The organism is Massilia aurea, assembly GCF_040790145.1.
Classification (GTDB): domain Bacteria; phylum Pseudomonadota; class Gammaproteobacteria; order Burkholderiales; family Burkholderiaceae_D; genus Telluria; species Telluria aurea_C.
In genome coordinates this window covers 111,182-129,840 of the sequence record NZ_JBFMMP010000008.1, presented here as the reverse complement: position 1 = coordinate 129,840, position 18,659 = coordinate 111,182, and the positions used below count along the sequence as shown (strand labels likewise).

Here is an 18,659-nt window from a genome sequence, read left to right as displayed (position 1 = left end):
GGCTGCAACGCTTGAACGTGCCGGAGGCGCACCGCTGTCCGGGATTACCGCTGACCTGAAGACCGTCGTTCCAGCGCAGGCTGGAACCCAAGTTTCTCGGCATTGTGGCAAGCTCGCGCTATAACGCTTCGCGCGCATGCTTGGGTTCCAGCCTTCGCTGGAACGACGTTGGTGAGGGAAGTGGCGGTACGGGGTGTACGATCTCAACGGCTCCACAGCCCAAAAAAAACGCCCGCAGAACCTGAGGGTTGGCGGGCGGCAAATCCAATTTTCGGAGAAAACTGGAGGAGACAGGTCCAATATATCGCTTTTTATTGTGCAGTGCAATACGGTAGTTCTACTGTTGTAAATTCGCAGAGTGCACCTTGCCATCATGATTTTTGCCGCACTGCGCCAGACGGTATATGCCACCTGTAACGGTTTGTAATGACATCACGTGCATCCGTCCTGGATAGCGCGCATTTGCTACACTTAGTTGCTCCCCGGATTGCCGGATGCCACCACCAGATACCATGAAAACAATTCGACATCCGCGTACCCTTGCCATCGCTCTCGGGGCCGCGTCGCTGTGCGCCGTCATCGCGCTGGCGACGATGAACCGTGCCGACGCCAAAGAAGAAAAGGCCGCCCCGCGCCCTGCCCTGAGCGTGACCACCGCCCGTCCCGCCACCACCAGCCTGCCGATCAACCTCACCGCCAACGGCAGCATCGCCGCCTGGCAGGATGCCGTCATCGGCAGCGAGTCGAACGGGCTGCGCCTGAACGACGTGCGCGTCAATGTCGGCGACGTGGTCAGGAAGGGCCAGGTGCTGGCCGTATTCGCGGACGAAACCGTGCGCGCCGATATCGAAGGCGCACGCGCGGCGCTGCTCGAAGCGCAGGCCAATGCCCAGGAAGCGAAGGCCAATGCCGACCGCGGCCGCGCTTTGGCGAGCTCCGGTGCGTTCAGCGCCCAGCAGGTTACCCAATATGTCACGGGCGAGCGCACCGCCGCCGCCCGTGTGCAATCGGCGCAAGCCACGCTCACCCAGCAGCAGCTGCGCCTGAAGTACACGCAGGTGACGGCGCCCGACAGCGGCGTGATCTCGGCGCGCGGCGCCACCGTCGGCGCGGTGGTCGGCGTGGGCACCGAACTGTTTCGCATGATCCGCCAGGGGCGCCTCGAGTGGCGCGCCGAAGTGACGGCGCAAGACCTCGGCCGCATCAAGCCCGGCACCCGCGCCATCGTGCGCGGCGCCAGCGGGCTCGAAGTGGCCGGCAAGGTGCGCATCCTGGCGCCGTCGGTCGATCCGCAGACACGGCTTGCGCTGGTGTACGTCGACCTGCCCCCGACCCTGTCGAGCGACATGCCGCTCAAGGCCGGCATGTTCGCCAGCGGCCGGTTTGAACTGGGCACGTCGAACGCCATCACCGTGCCGCAGCAGGCCATCGCCGTGCGCGACGGCTTCAGTTATGTGTACCGCTTGAATCCGGACAGCCGCGTGAGCCAGCTGAAAGTCACCACCGGTCGCCGCCTGGGCGACCGGGTCGAGATTGCCGGCGGTCTGTCTGTCGACACGCCGATCGTGGTCACCGGCGCGGGCTTTCTCAATGACGGCGACCTGGTACGCAATATAAGTATGCCTGCGCCCATGCCGGCAGCGGCATCCAACAAGGCCATCCGATGAATTTTTCCGCCCTGTCGATCCGCAACCCGATCCCGGCGATCATGCTGTTCGTCCTGCTCACCGTGGCGGGACTGATGGCCTTCAATGCCAGCAAGGTGCAGGATTTCCCGGACATCGAACTGCCGATCGTCACCGTCACCGCCGTCCTCGACGGCGCCGCCCCGGCGCAGCTCGAAACCGAAGTCGCGCGCAAGATCGAAGACTCGGTCGCGACCCTGCAAGGCATCAAGAACATCTATACGCGCGTGCTCGATGGCGTGGCCACCGTCACGGTTGAATTCATCCTGGAGCGCGATTCGGCCGAAGCCGTCAATGACGTGCGCGACGCCGTCTCGCGCGTGCGCGCCGACATGCCGGCCGAGCTGCGCGAGCCCACCGTGACCAAGGCGGCCACCGCCGGGCGCGTCGTCTCGACCTTCACCGTCGCCGCCGCCGAAGGCTCTGGCCTGGATGACCAGGACCTGAGCTGGTTCGTCGACAACGACGTGGCCAAGCGCATGCTGGGCGTGCCGGGCCTGGGCGAAATCAGGCGCGTGGGCGGCGTGACGCGCGAGATGCGCGTCGAGCTCGATGACCAGAAGATGGCCGCCCTGCGCGTCTCGGCGCTGGACATCTCGCGCCAGCTGCGCAATGTGCAGCGCGAGGCGCCGGGCGGCCGGGGCGACGTCAGCGGCGTCGAGCAGTCGGTGCGCACGCTGGCCACCGTCGGTACCGCGCAGGCCCTCGCCGCGATGGAAATCCCGCTGCCGGACGGGCGCCACGTGCGCCTGGACCAGGTGGCGCGCGTGCTCGACACGGTGGAAGAACCGCGCGCGGTGGCCGAGCAGGATGGCCGCCGCGTCGTTGCTTTCGAGGTGTTCCGCACACGCGGCGCCGGCGAGATCGACGTCGCCCAGGGCGCGCGCGCCGCGATGGCGCAGCTGAAAACAGAAAATCCCAAGCTGATCGTCAACGAGGTGATCGACAACTCGTTCTCGGTCGAAGAAAACTTCGACGCCTCGATGCACATGCTGTACGAAGGCGCGCTGCTGGCGGTGCTGGTGGTGTGGTGGTTCCTGCGCGACTGGCGCGCCACGCTGATCGCCGCCGCCGCCCTGCCCCTGTCGGTGATTCCGGCCTTTTTGGGCCAGTACCTGTTCGGGTACACGCTCAATATGGTCACGCTGCTCTCGCTGGCCCTCGTCATCGGCGTGCTGGTCGACGATGCCATCGTCGAGATCGAGAACATTTCACGCCACCTCCATATGGGCAAGACGCCGATGCAGGCGTCGCTCGAGGCGGCCGACGAAATCGGCATGGCGGTCATCGCCACCACCTTCGCGCTGGTGGCGGTGTTCCTGCCGACCGCCTTCATGGGCGGCATCCCCGGTAAATTCTTCAAGCAGTTCGGCTGGACCGCCGTGCTGGCGATCCTGGCCTCGCTGCTCGTGGCGCGCCTGCTCACGCCGATGATGTGCGCGTACCTGCTCAAGGCGCCCAAGAACGCCGGCGTGGCCGGCAACGAGCCACAGGACGGCGCCATCATGCGGCGTTACCTGGCCGTGATGCAGTGGTGCCTGCGCCGTCGTGGCCTGACGATGATCGGCGCCGCCGCATTCTTCGCGGCCTCGCTGGCGCTGGTGCCGCTGCTGCCGACCGGCTTCATGCCGCCGGCTGACCGCTCGCAGACCCAGGTCAATGTCGAGCTGCCGCCGGGCGCCACGCTGGCCCAGACCCGCGCCGTGGCCGAGCAGGTACGGCTGGAGCTGATGAAGGTGGCCGGTGTCACGAGCGTCTTCAGTTCGATTGGCGGCGGCTCGAGCGGCGACGCGTTCTCGCCCGGCGCCGCCGCCGAAGCGCGGCGCGCGGTCCTGACCGTCAAGACCGTGGAGCGGCGCGAGCGCGACGTGAAGCTGGGCGTGATCGAAAACACGATCCGCGAGCGCGTGGCCGCCATTCCCGGCGCGCGCTTCACGGTGGGCATTCCCGACGCCGGCACCAAGATGCAGCTGGTGCTGCGCAGCGAAGACGCCAATGCCCTGAGCGTGGCGGCGCGCCAGGCCGAGCGCGAATTGCGCGGCCTGGCCGGCATCGGCAACGTCAGTTCGAGCGCCTCGCTGGTGCGTCCCGAGATCATCGTGCGCCCGGACTTTGCGCGCGCGGCCGACCTGGGCGTCACGGCGGCGGCCATTGGCGAGACGGTGCGCGTGGCCACCGCCGGCGACTATGAGCAGTCGCTGGCCAAGATGAACCTGGACGAGCGCCAGGTGCCGATCCGGGTCAAGCTGCCCGACGCCGTGCGCGCCGACCTCGATGCGATTGGGCGCCTGACGGTGCCCGGCAATAACGGGCCGGTGCTGCTCTCGACTGTGGCCGACATCACGATGGAAAGCGGCCCCGCGCAGATCGACCGCCTGAATCGCAGCCGCAATGTCACGCTCGATGTCGAACTATCGGGTCGCTCGCTCGGCGAGGTCAATACCGAGGCGCGCGCGCTGCCCGTGTTCCAGTCGTTGCCGACGTCGGTAACCATCGCTGAACTGGGCGACGCCCAGGAAATGCAGGCGCTGTTCGCCAGCTTCGGCCTGGCCATGCTGATCGGCGTGCTGTGCATCTACGGCGTGCTGGTGCTGCTGTTCTCGGACTTCATGCAGCCGGTGACCATCCTGGCCGCGCTGCCGCTGTCCATCGGCGGCGCCTTCGTGGCGCTGCTCGTGACGAGCAACGCGCTGTCGATGCCGACGATGATCGGCCTGATCATGCTGATGGGGATCGTGACCAAGAACTCGATCCTGCTGGTGGACTACGCGATCCTGGCGCGCGAGGCGGGCATGAACCGCTTCGATGCGCTGGTCGACGCCTGCCACAAGCGCAGCCGCCCGATCGTGATGACCACCATCGCGATGGGCGCCGGCATGCTGCCGCTGGCGCTGGGCTTCTCGGGCGATCCGAGCTTCCGCTCGCCGATGGCGGTGGCCGTGATCGGTGGGTTGATCACGTCGACCTTGCTGAGCCTCCTGGTGGTGCCGGCCGTGTTCACCTATGTGGACGACTTCGAGGGTTGGCTCAAGCGCACCGCACGCAAGGTGCGGCGCCAGCCCGCGCCGGCCGGCAAGGTGGAGCGCACTTCGGCCTGAATTGTCTACGGCGTCACCGGGGTTCTTCGAATCCGGCACATTGCACTACCTGCCAGATCGCGAAGAACTTCGCCCCGTCGCTCGCCGGGCAATGCCTGGCGAATGCAGCGTTGAACGGCCCGTCCATCGCGTTGATGATGGTCGCGATCAGCGCCACATCGTCGCCCTCCACGATCGCCAGCGGGTGCGCCCACCGCGGGCGCCCGGCTTCGCGCCCGAACAGCCAGCGTGGAACAACGCATAACAGCAGCAGTGGACACATGGCGGGAACCAGCCAGGTCCACCATGGTGACCACAGGGCGCCGACCAGGAACGTCAGCACGAGACTGGCGAGGATCGTCGCGACATACAATTGGCTGCTGCGCCGCTCCAGCCAGTCCGGCGGATATTTCCCGGCCAGCCGGCGCACCACGCCTTGCAGGCGCAGGTAGTCGCTGCGCGACAGTGGCTGGCGCGGCGGGTGGGGGACACGCCAGCGCATGTTCATGCCATCCACCCCGTTCTGGCCGAACAGAAGCGGCGGCGCTCGGCATTGGCGCTCGCGATCAGCGCCAGCACGATGGCGCACGCGATCCAGATCGACCACAGCGTATGCGTCATGAAATGGGCGCCGCGCAGCTGCTGCAGATAGCCGACCAGCGCGCCGAAGGCGATCGCCAACAACGCGGCGCGGGCCGCCATCGATGGCCTTGCCGGCAACCAGCAGACGGCCAGCGCCACCAGCCAGAGGGCGCTCGATGCGTGACCGGCAGGCAGGCACTGGCCCGGCATCGCGTCGGCCGGGAACGCGCCGAACAGGCGCACATACGGCTGCGCGCCGCCATACCGCAGCAGATCCCAGGGACAATGCGATGCGCTGATCTGCTTCAGCGCGCTGGTCACGGCCGGCACGAGGATGGCGGACAACGTGACGACGCGCAGCCGCAGGCGACCGCTGGCGCCCAGCCCGGCGTGGGGATGGCAGGCATCGATGACCGCGTAGCCGATGGTGCCCGCGGCGAGCAGCGTCAGCAGCCACTTCAGGATGATGTGATTGAACGTGACGGTCAGCCAAGCGTCGCGCCATGGAAAGATGCCGCTGCGGGCGTCAAATACCATATCGGCCAGCGCCAGGTCGAGATCGGTGCAGCGCCCGACCCAGAGGATCGCCAGCGCAGCAGCTGCCAGCATGGCCGCCAGGCGCCGTATCGTGCGCGCCGGCAGCAGCGGTTCCTGCAGCGCGTGGCCGGCCGCCACCTCACGCACCGCGGACGCAGGCATGGAACAGGTCCAGGCGCGGGTTGAGCACTGCCGTGTTCACGTCGAGCATCCCGAGCACAGAGTGAAAGACATTGTCATGCGATAGCGGTTCGCCCCGCCGCGCGGCCAGGCAGCGCCGGTCGATGCGAAAGCGCTCGCTGAAGCCGTCCGACATCCACAACATCATCGGCACCTCGGTCTGCTCACGCGGCGCGAACATATACGGTGTGCCGTGCAGATAGACATTGTTTTCGCCGAGCGACTCGCCATGATCGGAAAAGTACAGCATCGCCGTATCGGCATCCTGCGCGGCGGCCATCGCGCGCAACCTGTCGATGGTCTTGCTCAGGAAGTAGTCGGTGTACAGAATCGTATTGTCATAGGCGGCCCGGATCGATTCGCGCGAACATTTTTCAAAGTCATTGGTCGAACACACCGGGCCGAATCGCCCGAACCCGTGCGGGTAGCGGCTCGCATAGGCCGGGCCATGGCTGCCCTTCTGGTGCAAGACCACGACCAGGTCCTTGCTGCTGCGGCCGAGCAGTTCGGGCAAGCCTTCGAGCAGGCGCTCGTCATGGCACTCGTCGCCGCTGCAATAGGGATCCTTGCCATCCGGGCGCGACAGGTCTTCATACTTGACGCGGTCGCACGCACCCTTGCAGCCCGAATTATTGTCGCGCCAGAGCACCTCGAAACCGGCATGGGCCAACACGTCGAGCAGCCCTTCCTGGCTCGCCGCTTTCGACTGGCTGTAGTCGTCGCGACCGAAGGCAGAAAAGACGCACGGCACCGATACGGCGGTGGCGGTCCCACACGAACTGACACGAGAGAAATTGATCAATCCAGCTTGCCGCGCCAGCAGCGGGTTGGTGTCGCGGGCATAGCCGTTGAGCGAGAAATTCGCCGCCCGCGCCGTTTCGCCAACGACGATCACGGTCAGCGTCTTGCGCTGGTGGCCGGCCCAGGCGGCGCCTTTCACCGCATCGCGCCCAAGCGGGGCGACCACGACATCGGCCGCCCAGCGGTTCTTCAGATAGCCATGCACGGCCTGGATAAAGTTGGTGGGCGTGAGCAGGAAGCGCAGTTCGCGGTGTTCATGCAGCGTCGGCGCCAGGCTCTTGAGCAGCAGCACCAGCAGCACGAGCGCCAGCAATAGCGAGCCCCCGGCATTACTGCTGCGCTTGACCAGCCCTTTCAGTCCGCTGGGGAACTGGATATTGGCGCGGGCGATCAAGAGCGACGGCAGCACGCCGAGCAAACCGATCCTGGCCGCCATCTGCCAGCTGATCAGCTCAGTCGCTTCGCGGGTATCGGTCTCGAAGACGTTCTGGATCATGGCCTTGTCGATGACGATCCCGTAGGCCGCAATGAAATAGCCGGCCGCCGACGCCGCCAGCACGAGGGCGATCAGCACCGGCTTGGCGACATAGCGAAAGCTGGCCAGCGTCAGGCAGGCATTGAAGAACAGGACAACGATCAGGAACGTGCCTGCCAGCATGGGCAGGCTGGCGGGCGAGGCGCCACCGGCAGCGTGGGCCAGCACCGTCCAGAATGTCACGTTGCCCAGGCTTGCCAGCAACAGCGCCACGACCAGCACGAGCAGCGACGCATCGACACGCCTTGCAAACAGCTTTTCCATTTCACGTCCTTGTCAGCATCGCAGCGACCATTGCTGCAGTACGTCAAGGATAGGAAGGGCGGCGGCAAGCCACTGTCAACGCGGCGTTAGGATGGCGTGAACGGCGCAGGAAAAAGAATCGTGAAGCGGCTGCCGCCACATGGCCGGTTTTCGTAGACGAGCGACGCACCCAGGTATTCGCAGATGCGCTTGACCAGGGACAGGCCCAGCCCGGTGCCGGCGGAACCGCTCGACGGGATCGGCAAGACGCCCTCGCCCAGCGTTTGCCGCACTGCTTCCGGCAGGCCCCGGCCGCTGTCTTCGACCGAGATACGCCCGGGTTCGATGACCACCGTCACCTCGCCCTGCTCGGTGTACTGGCAAGCATTGCGAATCAGGTTGGCGATGGCCGACACGCACAGCTCGGCAGGCGCGCAGATATGGAACGACGCGTCGCCGGTGCAGCGCAGCGTGACCGGCTTGTCTGCCACCATGGCCTGGTAGCGCTCGGTTTCGCGGCGCGCGATATCGCTGACCGATACCGCCGCAAACTGATCGAGCTGCGGCGCGCGCGCCAGCACCAGCAGCACCGTGACGCACTCCGTCGCTTCCTGCGCCGCGCGGTAGATGCGTTGCGCCGGCGCCCGTACTGCCGGGCTGGCGCCGTTCTCGATCAGGATTTCGGCCGCGCCCATGATGACGGTGAGCGGCGTGCGCAACTCGTGACTGACGTCGCCGGTGAAAAAGCGTTCGCGGTCGAGGAACCCGCGCAGCTCGGTCGTGTGCGCCGCCAGCGCGCGCGCCAGGGTCCCCAATTCGTCGGTCCGTTCGGTGTGCGGCAGGGCAAACGCACCTTGCCCGACGGCGTCGGCCAGTTCGCGGATCGGCATCACGATACGCCGGCCGACGAATCGGCCGAGAAACAGCGCCAATGTGACAAAGCCGGCGAAGAAGGCGGCGAACATCGAGTACACGAGGATCTCGATCTGCTCATAGTCGCTTTCGTGATCGACCACCACATACGGCCCGCGCTCGTCGGCGCCGGACAGGACATGCAGCCCGATGCCGTCCACGTCGGCCTCGGACACGCCCGCCGGCAGCGCGCGCAGCGACAGCGGGATGTCGTCGCCACGGTGGAAGCGCAGGCCGGCCGGCAAGTCGGCCGGCAGCCCGGCAGCGGCCCGGGGCCGCGCCCATTTCTCGACTTCGGCGAGGCGTTCGTCGACCAGGTGGACTTCGATCCCCTCGACTACCAGCGCGGCCAGCACCGCGAAGAACAGCGACAGCACGACGCCGAACAGGATGAAGGCGCCGACGATCGGGCGGCTGAGCGAACTAGCCGCGCGCATCGGGCATCGCGAGTTTGTAGCCGACACCGGCAATGGTCTGGACCATCGGGAACGCAAACGGCTTGTCGACCGCCTGGCGCAGCGCGTGGATGTGCGTGCGCAGGGCGTCGCTCTCGGGACGGTCTTCGCCCCAGACGGCCTGCTCGAGCGCTTCGCGCGAGACGATGCGCGGGGCCGCAGCCATCAGTCCGCGCAGCAGGACATAACCGGTCTTGGTGAGCGCGATCTTCACGCCGTCGCGCGAAGCCTCTTGCTGGTCGGGATCGAACACCAGTGGACCGAAGCGTAATACGCGGCTGATCGCGTGCTGCCCGCCCGCGCGGCGCGCCAGGGCTTTCAGGCGCACGTCGAGTTCGACGAGCGAAAATGGCTTGACCAGGTAATCGTCGGCGCCGCTGTCGAACCCCAGTACCTTGTCCTGCAGGCTGTCGCGCGCCGTCAGCATCAGCACCGGCGTTGCGCTGGCCAGATCGGTGCGCAGCTTCTGGCACAGCTCCAGGCCGCTCAATCCCGGCAGCATGACGTCGAGGATGATCACGTCGTAGTTGTTTTCGGACGCCAGCGCCAGGCCGCCGTAACCGTTGCGCGCCGAGTCGAGCGTATAGCCCTTCGGCTCCAGGAACCCGTACAGGTTGGCCAGAATGTCGGGGTTATCTTCGACGATGAGGATGCGCATGCCGGTCATTGTAAGACCAAACGCGAGCCGAATCCGCGCCGGCCTTCAGGGCAAACGATAGCGCTGCTCCCGATACAAAATCGACGGCAGGATGACGTGCGCCATCGCCTTGTCGACCTGCGCCTGGGTCGCGCTGCCGCTGCCCGGGCTGAAATGCCCGCTGGCAGCGTCGTACCGGCCCGGCAGCGGCGCCTGGCCGGGGCGCAGCACCGTGGCCGATGCGCCTTCCAGATACGCAAAATAATCGTTGAACTGGATCAGCGCGCGGCCCGGCGTCGTGCTGTCCCTGACCAGGTCGCGCCCGATCATCGGATGCGTGCTCGACACGCCCAGCAGCGACAGCAGCGTCGGCGCCAGGTCGACCTGGCTGGCGATCGTCGTGATGCGCTTCGGTTCGATGTCGGCGCCCAGGATCAGGCCCGGGATGTGGAACTTCTTGATCGGCACCAGGCTGTCGCCGTACACGCGGTTGTCGTGGTCGGCCACGATCAAAAATACGGTGTCCTTCCAGTAGGCCTGCCGTTTGGCTTCGCGGATGAATTTCCCCAGCGCGTAATCGGCATACTTGACCGCGTTGTTGACGGTCTGTTTGTCGGCATCGTGCAGCGTGACTTTCCCGTCCGGGAATTCAAACGGCTCGTGGTTCGACGATGTGAAGATCAGGCTGAAGAACGGCTTGTTTGCGGCGTGCAGGGTGTTCAGGCGCTCGAGCGATTTGTCGAACAGGTCTTCGTCCGACGCGCCCCAGCTCGCCACGAACTTCGGCTTCATGTCGCCGATATCGACGATGTTCTGGAAGCCGTTCCCGGTGAAGAAGCTGCGCATATTGTCGAAGTGCGCTTCGCCGCCGTAGACGAATTCGGTATGGTAGCCCTGGTCGCCCAGGCCGGCGGCCAGCGTGTAGAAATTCTGCTGCGACAGCGACAGCTTGACCGTGCTGCGCGCCGGCGTGGGCGCGTAGCCGGCCACCACGGCCTCGATGCCGCGCACCGAACGCGTGCCGGTGGCGTACAGCTGCTCGAACCACCAGCCCTCGCCCTTGAGCTTTTCCAGCTCGGGCGTCACGGCCACGCCGCCAAGCGACTTGACGAACGTCGCGCCCAGGCTCTCCTGCAGCACGATGACCAGGTTCAGCGGCTTGGCGCGCGTGATGGCAGCTGGCTGGTAGTGCAGCGTTGGCAGTTCGGGGTGGGCGAACTGGTAATCGCGCAGCCACGGCGCCGCCTTCACTTCAGCGAACACCTGCTCGCGCGGGAAATCGCCGTAGATGTCGGACGACTTGGCCTCGTTGTCCATCGAGCGCATCGCGTCGAGCACCGACCACGCCGAGTTGATGACCAGTGAATTGACCATCGCGTCGCCCGTGAGCGCGAACATGGCGGGATTGGCGGGCCGGTGGCCGGTAGTCGAGCGGATCTGCATGAACACGAGCAGACACAGGACCGGCCACACCAGCAGAACTTTGCGGCCGTGCCACATCGTCATGGTCGACGACGCGCGTTTCAGCAGGCGCACCAGCGCCACGCCCAAGAGCAGCGTCAGCGCGCAGCCCGTCAGCACCGCGGTGCGAAAGCCATGCCACAGCGTGGAGAAGACTTCTTGTGGATGGTTCAGGTATTCGATGAACAGGCGGTTCGGTCGCGCATCGTATTGCATGATGAATTGCGGCGACGCGACTTCCATGAACAGGATGAAGATCAGGGCCGTCGTCGTCCAGCCGAACGTGAAGCGCTGCCACACGCGGGCCGTGCGGCGATGCGCCAGCAAGGGCGCCAGCAACAGCGGGATGGCCACGAAGTAGCCAAGCAGGATCAGGTCGGCGCGCACGCCCTGCACGAGGATCTCGGGGACGATGCCGGTGGCGCGCACGCGTTCCCATTGCCAGACCAGCATGGCCAGGCGGAAGCTCGAGAGCAGCACCAGGCCGATGAGCAGCATCTGGATGAGCGGTGCGAACGGCCCGGCAAGGCGCGTACTGTGTGCCAGCCAGGAAAATGCAGGGGGCCTCGACGCCTTGGCTGCCCCGCGCAGATAGAGCTTGTCAGTGTTCATGGATCCGCCGGACTTGCCAGGCTACCTACCGCCTGGCGATGAATCAATCACGCGGATCTGAATCCAACGCGCTTTCTGATGCGATATGGATGGTAGGTTGCCTACCGTCATCGCAACGTTAGTCAGGCGTTAAGAAAGCGTTAAATGTGGCGCTGTACTCGTTAGCTATGGATGAGTACTGAACTGCTGAGCTGCCGCGCGGTCCAACCCCTGTTGCCATCGACAGGAGCGGCCCATGAAAGCGCCTCGGTTCACCAACTGGTTCGCCAATCTGCGCCTGCTGAATCAGCCACAGCGCCTGCAGGTGCTCGATGCCCTGCATCCGGCAGCCGGCCTCGACCAGGTTATCGCCCTGATCGGCCAGATCCGCGCCGCAACTCGCCAGTGCCCGCAGTGTGCCAGTCCGCACTGGCATCGGCATGGTCATGCCAACGACCTGCAGCGCTTTCGCTGCTGCGACTGTGGCCGCACCTTCAATGACCTCAGCGGCACGCCATTGGCACGGTTGAGATTGCGCGGCAAATGGCTCGACTACCTCAATACCCTGCTCGACTCCACCACCGTCCGCCGCGCCGCGACCCGTGTCGGCGTGCACCGCAACACGGCATTTCGCTGGCGGCACCGGTTTCTTCACTGGGTCAAGCTCGATCGTCCGGCGCAGTTGGGCGGCATCGTCGAGGCGGACGAGATGTTCCTGCTCGAATCCCAGAAAGGCTCGCGCAAGCTAGACCGGCCGCCACGCAAGCGGGGCGGCGCCGCCAGCAAACGCGGGATTTCCAATGACCTCGACTGCATCCTGGTGGCGCGCGATCGGCATGGCGGCACCATCGACGCCGTCGTTGGCCGTGGCGCCTTGAAGGCGGTGCAGCTCGAACAGCACCTGCTGCCGAAGCTACATCGTGAGGCGCTGCTGGTCACCGATTCAAACGCTGCCTACCGTGCCTTCGCGCGCCGGCACGGCGTGGCGCACCAGAGCGTCAACCTGCGCGCCGGCGTGCGGGTGCGGGTGCGCCCGGGCATCGAGGGCGCCATTCACGTGCAGAACGTGAATGCCTATCACAGCCGCTTTCGCGGCTGGCTGGCGCGCTTCAACGGTGTGGCGTCGCGCTATCTGCCGAATTACCTGGGGTGGCGCTGGGCCGTGGACGGGGGGCGGATCAGTACCGCAGAACAATTGCTGCGCGCTGCAGTCAGCCTCATCCACAGGTAATGGGCACAGCGCCTTAAATGTTGATATGAAAAAAGCCCGGCCAGCAGATGCTGGGCGGGCTTCCGATCAACCGGGGAAGACCCCCGGTCTCAATCCACGCTATCAGTCGCGGTAGTTGCTGTAGTCTTTGCGGTAGTCGCTACGGTCGCTCGAGCCACCCAGCAGCTTGGCCAGGATGAAGCCGACGCCGACTGCAGCCAGCAGTGCGCTGCCCGGGTTGTTCTTGACGTATTCCTTGCCCTGGGCCGACAGGTCCGAGTACTTGTCGGTCAGCTGGGTCGAACGGTCGCCGAATTTCTCTTGCGCGGTGCTGATCAGGCCAGTGACCTTGTCAACGCCGGCATGTGCCTTCGATGCGATGTTGTCGACGACTGGCTGGGCTGCTTGCGCTGCCTTGTCGATGGCGCCGTGCGCTTTCTCTGGCGTGATCGACGAGATCGCTGCCTTGATACCGCCAGCGGTGGTGGTGGTGTCGGCGGCCGATGCACCGGTGGTCGACGGGGTGGTCGACGAACCGATGGTCGAGCCCGACGTGTTGCCGGCGGTGGTGCTGGCGCTGCTGCCGCTGTTGCCCAGACCGCTGTTGCCGGTCACGCTGCTGGTGCCCAGGGAGCCGGTGCCCGTGCTGGTGCCCAGGTTGCCCGACGACGACGCATTTTGCTGGCTGCCCGACGCTGGATTGGTTGCGTTGATGCCTTTACCTTCGTTCGACTTTTGATTATCCATGATGTAACCCTCATAAAATAGTGACCAACGCGGAGTAGACCGAAATTCGACTAGCACCACATTTTTGATTGAATAAGTCCGATACAACACGCGGGAACGGTCTTGGACTGCGCTACGTCAACATCAATTTCACTCGATGCCTCTGTACATTTTCTTTGCGTCCCATCCCAGTCACCCGCCTTGCGGCGGCTTTCCGAGGCGCAGTATCGGATTCACTGCGTCGCGATACAAAAAATACAATGGCCACCACGCACAGACCGTGCGCTGACTAACAGAACCATGACATCGGTTCATAAAGCGGTCATTTTGGGCGATTTAGGCGCACTTTACGGGCCGCTGGCGGTACCATACGGCCCCCATCATAGGCAGGATCGGTAGACATGGTAGTAGAGAACGACGCGGGCGCGGCGCGCCTGCCGCCGCTGCGGCGCACGACGGCGGATGATGCACTGGACGCAGCGGCGCGCGCGCAGCGCGATGCGCAGGTGCGCGGCGTCGATTCGATTCCCGGCATGCGCGAGGCGATCAAGGCCGCCGCGCAAGCCCTGCCGCCATTCACCGAGGTGCCGCGCCTGGCGCGCCTGGATGCGGCGGCGTTTCGCGCGCGCGCCAGGGCCGGCATGCCGTTCCTGGTCACCGACGTGGTCGGGCGCTGGCCCATCGTACAACTGGATTTTGCCGCGCTGCGCGCGCAGCATGGCCACCTGCCCGTGCGCGCCCGCGTGGGCGACTACGTGCACACCGCCTTCGCACCGGACCGGGCGATGCAGGACATGCTGCTGCGCGAGTACCTGGATTTGTCGACGCCGGTGGAAGCGGGTCTGCCGCCGTACGTGGGCAACCTGGCGCTAAGTGAACTGAACCGTCTGTGCCACTGGCCAGCGTATTTCGACAAGATGGGACCGCCCCGCTTCTGGATCGGCCCGGCGCGCACGATCACGCCGCTGCACTGCGACTACGATGACAATATCTTCGCCCAGATTCACGGCGTGAAAAGGATCTTCCTGGCGCCGCCCCACCACGACGCGTTTCTGTATGCGCGCCAGGCAAATCCGCTGCTGTTCGGCTCTCCCGTCGACCCGGAGGCGCCGGACTACGAGCGGTTTCCGCTGGCGCGCCAGGCGGCGCTGGTGGAAATCATCGTGCGGCCGGGCGACATGCTGTATGTGCCGGCTGGCTGGTACCACCAGGTGCGGGCGCTGGAATTTTCGCTGTCGTCGAACCGCTGGGCGCGCGGGTTACCGCTGGCGCTCGCGGGTTTGCCCCCCAACTAGGCGACGGTGGTCGGCTCTTCGACCGCGCGCTTGGCCGGCTTGTCGTCGCCCAGCTTCAAGAACTGCGTGGAAGGCCGGCCATCGGCATTGTGCTGCACGATGCGCTCGGGGCGGCCCTTCGCGTCGAGCCAGACCTGGCCGATACCGGAACCATTCCACAGGCGTTCGCCGTGCTTGCGCTGGTCGGGCAGGTGCGGCGTGATCGACATGTCACGCCGCTTGGTGAACCAGTTCAGCGGCGAGCGCGGTGAATACAGCCAGCGATTAAGGCGATCGAGCCAGTTGAGCAGGTCTTCGGGGAATTCGTTCTTGAAGCCACTGCTGGTGATCTGCCAGATGTGCGGCGGCCGGTTCTCGTCGCGCACTTCCACATCGTAGGCGAACGAATAATGCACGTCGCCCGACAGGATCACGTAGTTGCCGGGCGTGCGCGAGTGGCGGAAGATGTTGAGCAAACTCCCCGCCGCGCCGCGGTGCGCCATCCAGTTTTCGGCATCGACCGTCAAGGCCTGGCCCATCACGGTAGCAACCTTCTGCACCACCTCGATCAGCTTCACGCCGAACATCGGCGCGGCCGAGACGATCACCGCCGCCGTTTCATCAATCAGCTCATGCTGCAATTCGGTCAGCGACTCCCAGTCCATCAGGCCGGACGGATGGCTTGGCCGGCGCTCGTTGCGCCAGCGCCGCGTGCGCGTATCGAGCACGATGACGGCCGGCTGCGTGCGCAGCATGTAATCCCACTGGCGAAACGTCAGCAGCCGCTCGATCAGGGCGCCATGCGGCTCGGGTTCGAGGCGGTTCTTCGCGTCCGGCCTGCCCGCCATGGCCGCCATGTCGTCCAGCACCTCGCCGAAGACGTCGGGCCGGTTGCCCCAGCCCTGGCACAGCATGTAAGCCACCAGCGCATTGCCCATGATGCGGCGCGAGAACGGGTGGCCGTAGGCGGTCTTTTCCCATTTATAGGACAGGTTCCAGTCATCGGTGACGTCGTGGTCGTCGAAGATCATCAGCGTCTGCACGTGCGCCAGCAGGCGCGCGGCCCGTGGCAGCTCGGCGCAGAAGCCGGCGAGCGCCTCGCCCTCGGTGTGCCAGCGCTCCTGGCACTTCGGGTCGAGGGGCGGCATCGGAATCTTGCCCACCACCTGCCATGGCACCGGCGACCAGACCAGGAGGTACATGGCCAGTACTTCGCCCAGCGTCATCAGGTGGTTGTCCGCATTGGCCGTGGTGAAGATCGGCTTTTCCACGCCGCCGAAGAACTTCTCGCGCAGCGCCTCGTTCGATTTGAAGGCGGGCAGCAGGCGCTGGCGGCCGTAATAACCGTCGGGATGCGCATACAACTCGGCACTGTCCTTGACGATGGCGCCTTCGACGCATTCGCCGAACAGGCCCAGGCGCTCGATCAGCGCATGGGTCGCGCCCAGCATCGGGCCGGCCACGTCGTCGGCATACACCTGGTCGCCGGCCAGCAGCAGCATCGACGGCCGCTCGCCCGCCTGGTCGGGGTGTTCGGCGATCAGGTCGTCACCGCGCGCCAGGCCGTCGCGCGACGGGTGATGCGGCTTGCGGCACGAGCCATACAGGATGTTGTCGGAACGGCTGCGCAGCACCAGGTTCGGCATCGATGCGCCCTCGTGCACCAGGTGGGGCGCCCAGGCAGCGATGCCCTGTTCCACGCCGGCGACGTCGGTCAGCAGCAGGTCGTAGTCGATCAGCGTGTCCTGCGGCAGCGGCGTGGGCAACGTGACGTCGATGAAGTGGATGTGCGCGTCGCGCCCGATCGGGATGACGCGGCACGCCGTCTTGTCCAGCGTCAGGCGCTGCGGCGCGGCGCCATGCGGCGCGAGTACCAGCGTCAGGTCGAGCGGCGTGCTGCCCACCAGCCAGAGCACGAGACGGCCAGGTTCGAGGCGGCGCAACAAGGGACCGGCGAGGACGGATGGGAGGCCGTTGGGAGTGTGTATATGTATCACGCGGACGACGGCTGACTGTGGAAAAGATCAGTCCAGTGTAACAGAGCCATCCGGAAATCAAAGTTGCCCATCCGTGCGCACGCAGGCAATGTATTTGTCAGTAATACACGCAGATGCGCTGGCCGTCGGCATCCATCACGCGGATATCGAGCCCGTACAGCGCGTGCAGCACGTCGGGCTGGATCACCTCGAGCGGCGTGCCGTGACAGGCCAGCTTGCCGTCCTTCATGGCCACGATACGGTCTGCGTAGCACGAGGCGAAGTTGATGTCGTGCAGGACCAGGATCACCGTCTTGCCCAATTCGCGTGCCGCACGGCGCAGCAGCCGCATCATGTCCACAGCGTGGCGCATGTCGAGATTGTTCAGCGGCTCGTCGAGCAGCACATAATCAGTGTCCTGGCACAGCACCATCGCCACGAAAGCGCGCTGGCGCTGGCCGCCCGAGAGCTGGTCGAGAAAGCGCTCGGCCAATGCGTCCAGGCCCAGGTAGCCCAGTGCGCGCTCGACGTGCGCGGCGTCATCGACGGTGGGACGCCCTTTCGTGTGCGGATAGCGCCCGAAGGCGACCAGGTCGCGCACCGTCAGGCGCATCGGCAGGTGGTTATCCTGGCGCAGGATCGCCAGGCGCTTGGCCAGTTCGGCGCTGTCGCCGCGCGCCGCGTCGATGCCGTCGACCAGCACGCGGCCTTCGCTCAGCGGCAGCAGGCGGCTGATCATCGACAGCACGGTCGATTTGCCGGCGCCGTTCGGACCGATGATGGCGGTCACGCCGCCAGCGGGAAGCAGCAAGGTGACATCGTCGACGACGACGCTGTCGCCATAGCGTTTGGTGAGGCTGGAGACTTCGATCATGTCGACCTTTTACGGGTAATCAGGAACAGGAACAGCAAGCCGCCGACGAACTCGATGACGACGCCGACCGTGGCGTTCAGTTCGAGCGCGCGCTCGAGCAGCAGCTGGCCGCCGACCAGGAACACGACGCCCCACAGCACCGCCATCGGCACGACGTACTTGTGCCGGTCGGTGCCGGCCGTGACGTACGCCAGGTTGCTGACCAGCAGGCCGAAGAACGTCACCGGCCCGACCAGCGCCGTGGACACCGACACCATCACCGCGATCAGGGCCAGGGTGAGCATGACCGTGCGGCGGTAATCGATGCCGAGATTGACCGCGATCTCGCGTCCGAGCGAGAGCACGTCGTAGCGGTGGCGCAGGCGCCAGGCCACGAGAGAGGCCAGCGCGATGGCGAGCGCCGCCACCGACAGCAAGCCGGTCTGGATCGCATTGAACGAGGCGAACATGCGGTCTTGCAGCACCAAAAATTCGTTCGGATCGATCAGGCGCATCACAAAGCTCGACAGGCTGCGAAACAGCAGGCCGAACACGACCCCGGCCAGCAGCATCAGGTGCAGGCTGTGCGCCGCGCCGGTGAACAATGCGCGAAACAGCAGGCAGGCAAAGGCCGTCATCAAGACCACCTCGAACGCGAAGCGCAGGTTCGGGTTGCCCGTCCCGGTGAGAGGATCGATGCCGATGCTGAAGATGATCACGGCCTGGATCAGCAGGTACAGCGAATCGAAGCCCATGATCGAGGGTGTGAGGATGCGGTTGTGCGTGATCGACTGGAACAGCACCGACGACACCGCGATCGCATACGCGACCAGCAGCATCGCGGCGAGCTTGGCGCCGCGGAATGGCAGCACGAAATCCCAGTTGCCGTTCGCGCCGATCAGCATGAAGGTGGCCACCAGCGAT

Annotated in this window: 14 protein-coding genes; 4 read left to right on the top strand and 10 right to left on the bottom strand. The window is 65.6% G+C overall.

The window, feature by feature from the left end; genetic code table 11:
• Positions 1-512 precede the first annotated feature (512 nt).
• Positions 513-1,667 (top strand): efflux RND transporter periplasmic adaptor subunit, encoded by a 1,155-nt coding sequence (locus tag AB2N08_RS13705; RefSeq protein WP_367611205.1) that lies wholly within the window; start codon positions 513-515, stop codon positions 1,665-1,667.
• Entirely contained in the window at positions 1,664-4,783 is a 3,120-nt protein-coding gene (locus AB2N08_RS13700; protein ID WP_367611204.1) for an efflux RND transporter permease subunit, read from the top strand. Before AB2N08_RS13705 ends, AB2N08_RS13700 begins: the two co-directional genes overlap by 4 nt.
• A gap of 13 nt (positions 4,784-4,796) precedes the next feature.
• Here the strand turns inward: AB2N08_RS13700 and AB2N08_RS13695 are convergent, their stop codons facing one another.
• From AB2N08_RS13695 to AB2N08_RS13670, 6 genes are all read right to left on the bottom strand, one after another.
• Positions 4,797-5,270: a hypothetical protein gene (locus AB2N08_RS13695; protein ID WP_367611203.1), complete on the bottom strand. Its 474-nt coding sequence runs from the start codon at positions 5,268-5,270 to the stop codon at positions 4,797-4,799.
• The gene (locus AB2N08_RS13690; RefSeq protein WP_367611202.1) at positions 5,267-6,043 is read right to left on the bottom strand and encodes a phosphatase PAP2 family protein; all 777 of its coding nucleotides are present in this window, start codon (positions 6,041-6,043) and stop codon (positions 5,267-5,269) included. Before AB2N08_RS13690 ends, AB2N08_RS13695 begins: the two co-directional genes overlap by 4 nt.
• Positions 6,021-7,661 (bottom strand): phosphoethanolamine transferase, encoded by a 1,641-nt coding sequence (locus AB2N08_RS13685; protein WP_367611201.1) that lies wholly within the window; start codon positions 7,659-7,661, stop codon positions 6,021-6,023. The genes AB2N08_RS13690 and AB2N08_RS13685 overlap by 23 nt, the downstream gene beginning before the upstream one ends.
• An 86-nt stretch (positions 7,662-7,747) precedes the next feature.
• Positions 7,748-8,989, bottom strand: coding sequence for a sensor histidine kinase (locus AB2N08_RS13680; RefSeq protein ID WP_367611200.1), 1,242 nt, complete (start codon positions 8,987-8,989; stop codon positions 7,748-7,750).
• On the bottom strand, positions 8,976-9,665 hold the full coding sequence (locus AB2N08_RS13675; protein ID WP_367611199.1) for a response regulator transcription factor: 690 nt from the start codon (positions 9,663-9,665) through the stop codon (positions 8,976-8,978). Before AB2N08_RS13675 ends, AB2N08_RS13680 begins: the two co-directional genes overlap by 14 nt.
• Positions 9,666-9,710: 45 nt before the next feature.
• Complete coding sequence (locus AB2N08_RS13670) at positions 9,711-11,717, bottom strand: LTA synthase family protein (RefSeq protein ID WP_367611198.1); 2,007 nt, start codon at positions 11,715-11,717, stop codon at positions 9,711-9,713.
• Between the two features lie 235 nt (positions 11,718-11,952).
• On the opposite strand from AB2N08_RS13670, the gene AB2N08_RS13665 reads away from it, so the two are divergent.
• Positions 11,953-12,927 (top strand): IS1595 family transposase, encoded by a 975-nt coding sequence (locus tag AB2N08_RS13665; RefSeq protein ID WP_367611197.1) that lies wholly within the window; start codon positions 11,953-11,955, stop codon positions 12,925-12,927.
• A 102-nt stretch (positions 12,928-13,029) separates the two neighbouring features.
• On the opposite strand, the gene AB2N08_RS13660 is transcribed toward AB2N08_RS13665, so the two are convergent.
• Positions 13,030-13,653, bottom strand: a complete 624-nt coding sequence (locus tag AB2N08_RS13660) for a DUF883 family protein (protein WP_367611196.1) — start codon at positions 13,651-13,653, stop codon at positions 13,030-13,032.
• A 380-nt stretch (positions 13,654-14,033) separates the two neighbouring features.
• Between AB2N08_RS13660 and AB2N08_RS13655 the strand changes: the two genes are divergently transcribed.
• Positions 14,034-14,927, top strand: a complete 894-nt coding sequence (locus AB2N08_RS13655) for a cupin-like domain-containing protein (protein WP_367611195.1) — start codon at positions 14,034-14,036, stop codon at positions 14,925-14,927.
• Here AB2N08_RS13655 and AB2N08_RS13650 read toward each other — a convergent pair.
• From AB2N08_RS13650 to AB2N08_RS13640, 3 genes are all read right to left on the bottom strand, one after another.
• Positions 14,924-16,849 (bottom strand): alkaline phosphatase family protein, encoded by a 1,926-nt coding sequence (locus AB2N08_RS13650; protein ID WP_367611194.1) that lies wholly within the window; start codon positions 16,847-16,849, stop codon positions 14,924-14,926. The genes AB2N08_RS13655 and AB2N08_RS13650 overlap by 4 nt on opposite strands.
• A 151-nt stretch (positions 16,850-17,000) precedes the next feature.
• Positions 17,001-17,756 (bottom strand): iron ABC transporter ATP-binding protein, encoded by a 756-nt coding sequence (locus AB2N08_RS13645; RefSeq protein ID WP_367611193.1) that lies wholly within the window; start codon positions 17,754-17,756, stop codon positions 17,001-17,003.
• Entirely contained in the window at positions 17,753-18,640 is an 888-nt protein-coding gene (locus AB2N08_RS13640; protein WP_367611240.1) for an iron chelate uptake ABC transporter family permease subunit, read from the bottom strand. The genes AB2N08_RS13645 and AB2N08_RS13640 overlap by 4 nt, the downstream gene beginning before the upstream one ends.
• Positions 18,641-18,659: the final 19 nt, after the last annotated feature.

Coding starts and splice junctions, on each gene's coding strand:
- AB2N08_RS13705 (WP_367611205.1), top strand. CDS start 513: ATGAAAACAATTCGACATCCGCGTACCCTTGCCATCGCTCTCGGGGCC.
- AB2N08_RS13700 (WP_367611204.1), top strand. CDS start 1,664: ATGAATTTTTCCGCCCTGTCGATCCGCAACCCGATCCCGGCGATCATG.
- AB2N08_RS13695 (WP_367611203.1), bottom strand. CDS start 5,270: ATGAACATGCGCTGGCGTGTCCCCCACCCGCCGCGCCAGCCACTGTCG.
- AB2N08_RS13690 (WP_367611202.1), bottom strand. CDS start 6,043: ATGCCTGCGTCCGCGGTGCGTGAGGTGGCGGCCGGCCACGCGCTGCAG.
- AB2N08_RS13685 (WP_367611201.1), bottom strand. CDS start 7,661: ATGGAAAAGCTGTTTGCAAGGCGTGTCGATGCGTCGCTGCTCGTGCTG.
- AB2N08_RS13680 (WP_367611200.1), bottom strand. CDS start 8,989: ATGCGCGCGGCTAGTTCGCTCAGCCGCCCGATCGTCGGCGCCTTCATC.
- AB2N08_RS13675 (WP_367611199.1), bottom strand. CDS start 9,665: ATGCGCATCCTCATCGTCGAAGATAACCCCGACATTCTGGCCAACCTG.
- AB2N08_RS13670 (WP_367611198.1), bottom strand. CDS start 11,717: ATGAACACTGACAAGCTCTATCTGCGCGGGGCAGCCAAGGCGTCGAGG.
- AB2N08_RS13665 (WP_367611197.1), top strand. CDS start 11,953: ATGAAAGCGCCTCGGTTCACCAACTGGTTCGCCAATCTGCGCCTGCTG.
- AB2N08_RS13660 (WP_367611196.1), bottom strand. CDS start 13,653: ATGGATAATCAAAAGTCGAACGAAGGTAAAGGCATCAACGCAACCAAT.
- AB2N08_RS13655 (WP_367611195.1), top strand. CDS start 14,034: ATGGTAGTAGAGAACGACGCGGGCGCGGCGCGCCTGCCGCCGCTGCGG.
- AB2N08_RS13645 (WP_367611193.1), bottom strand. CDS start 17,756: ATGATCGAAGTCTCCAGCCTCACCAAACGCTATGGCGACAGCGTCGTC.
- AB2N08_RS13640 (WP_367611240.1), bottom strand. CDS start 18,640: ATGCTGATCGGCGCGAACGGCAACTGGGATTTCGTGCTGCCATTCCGC.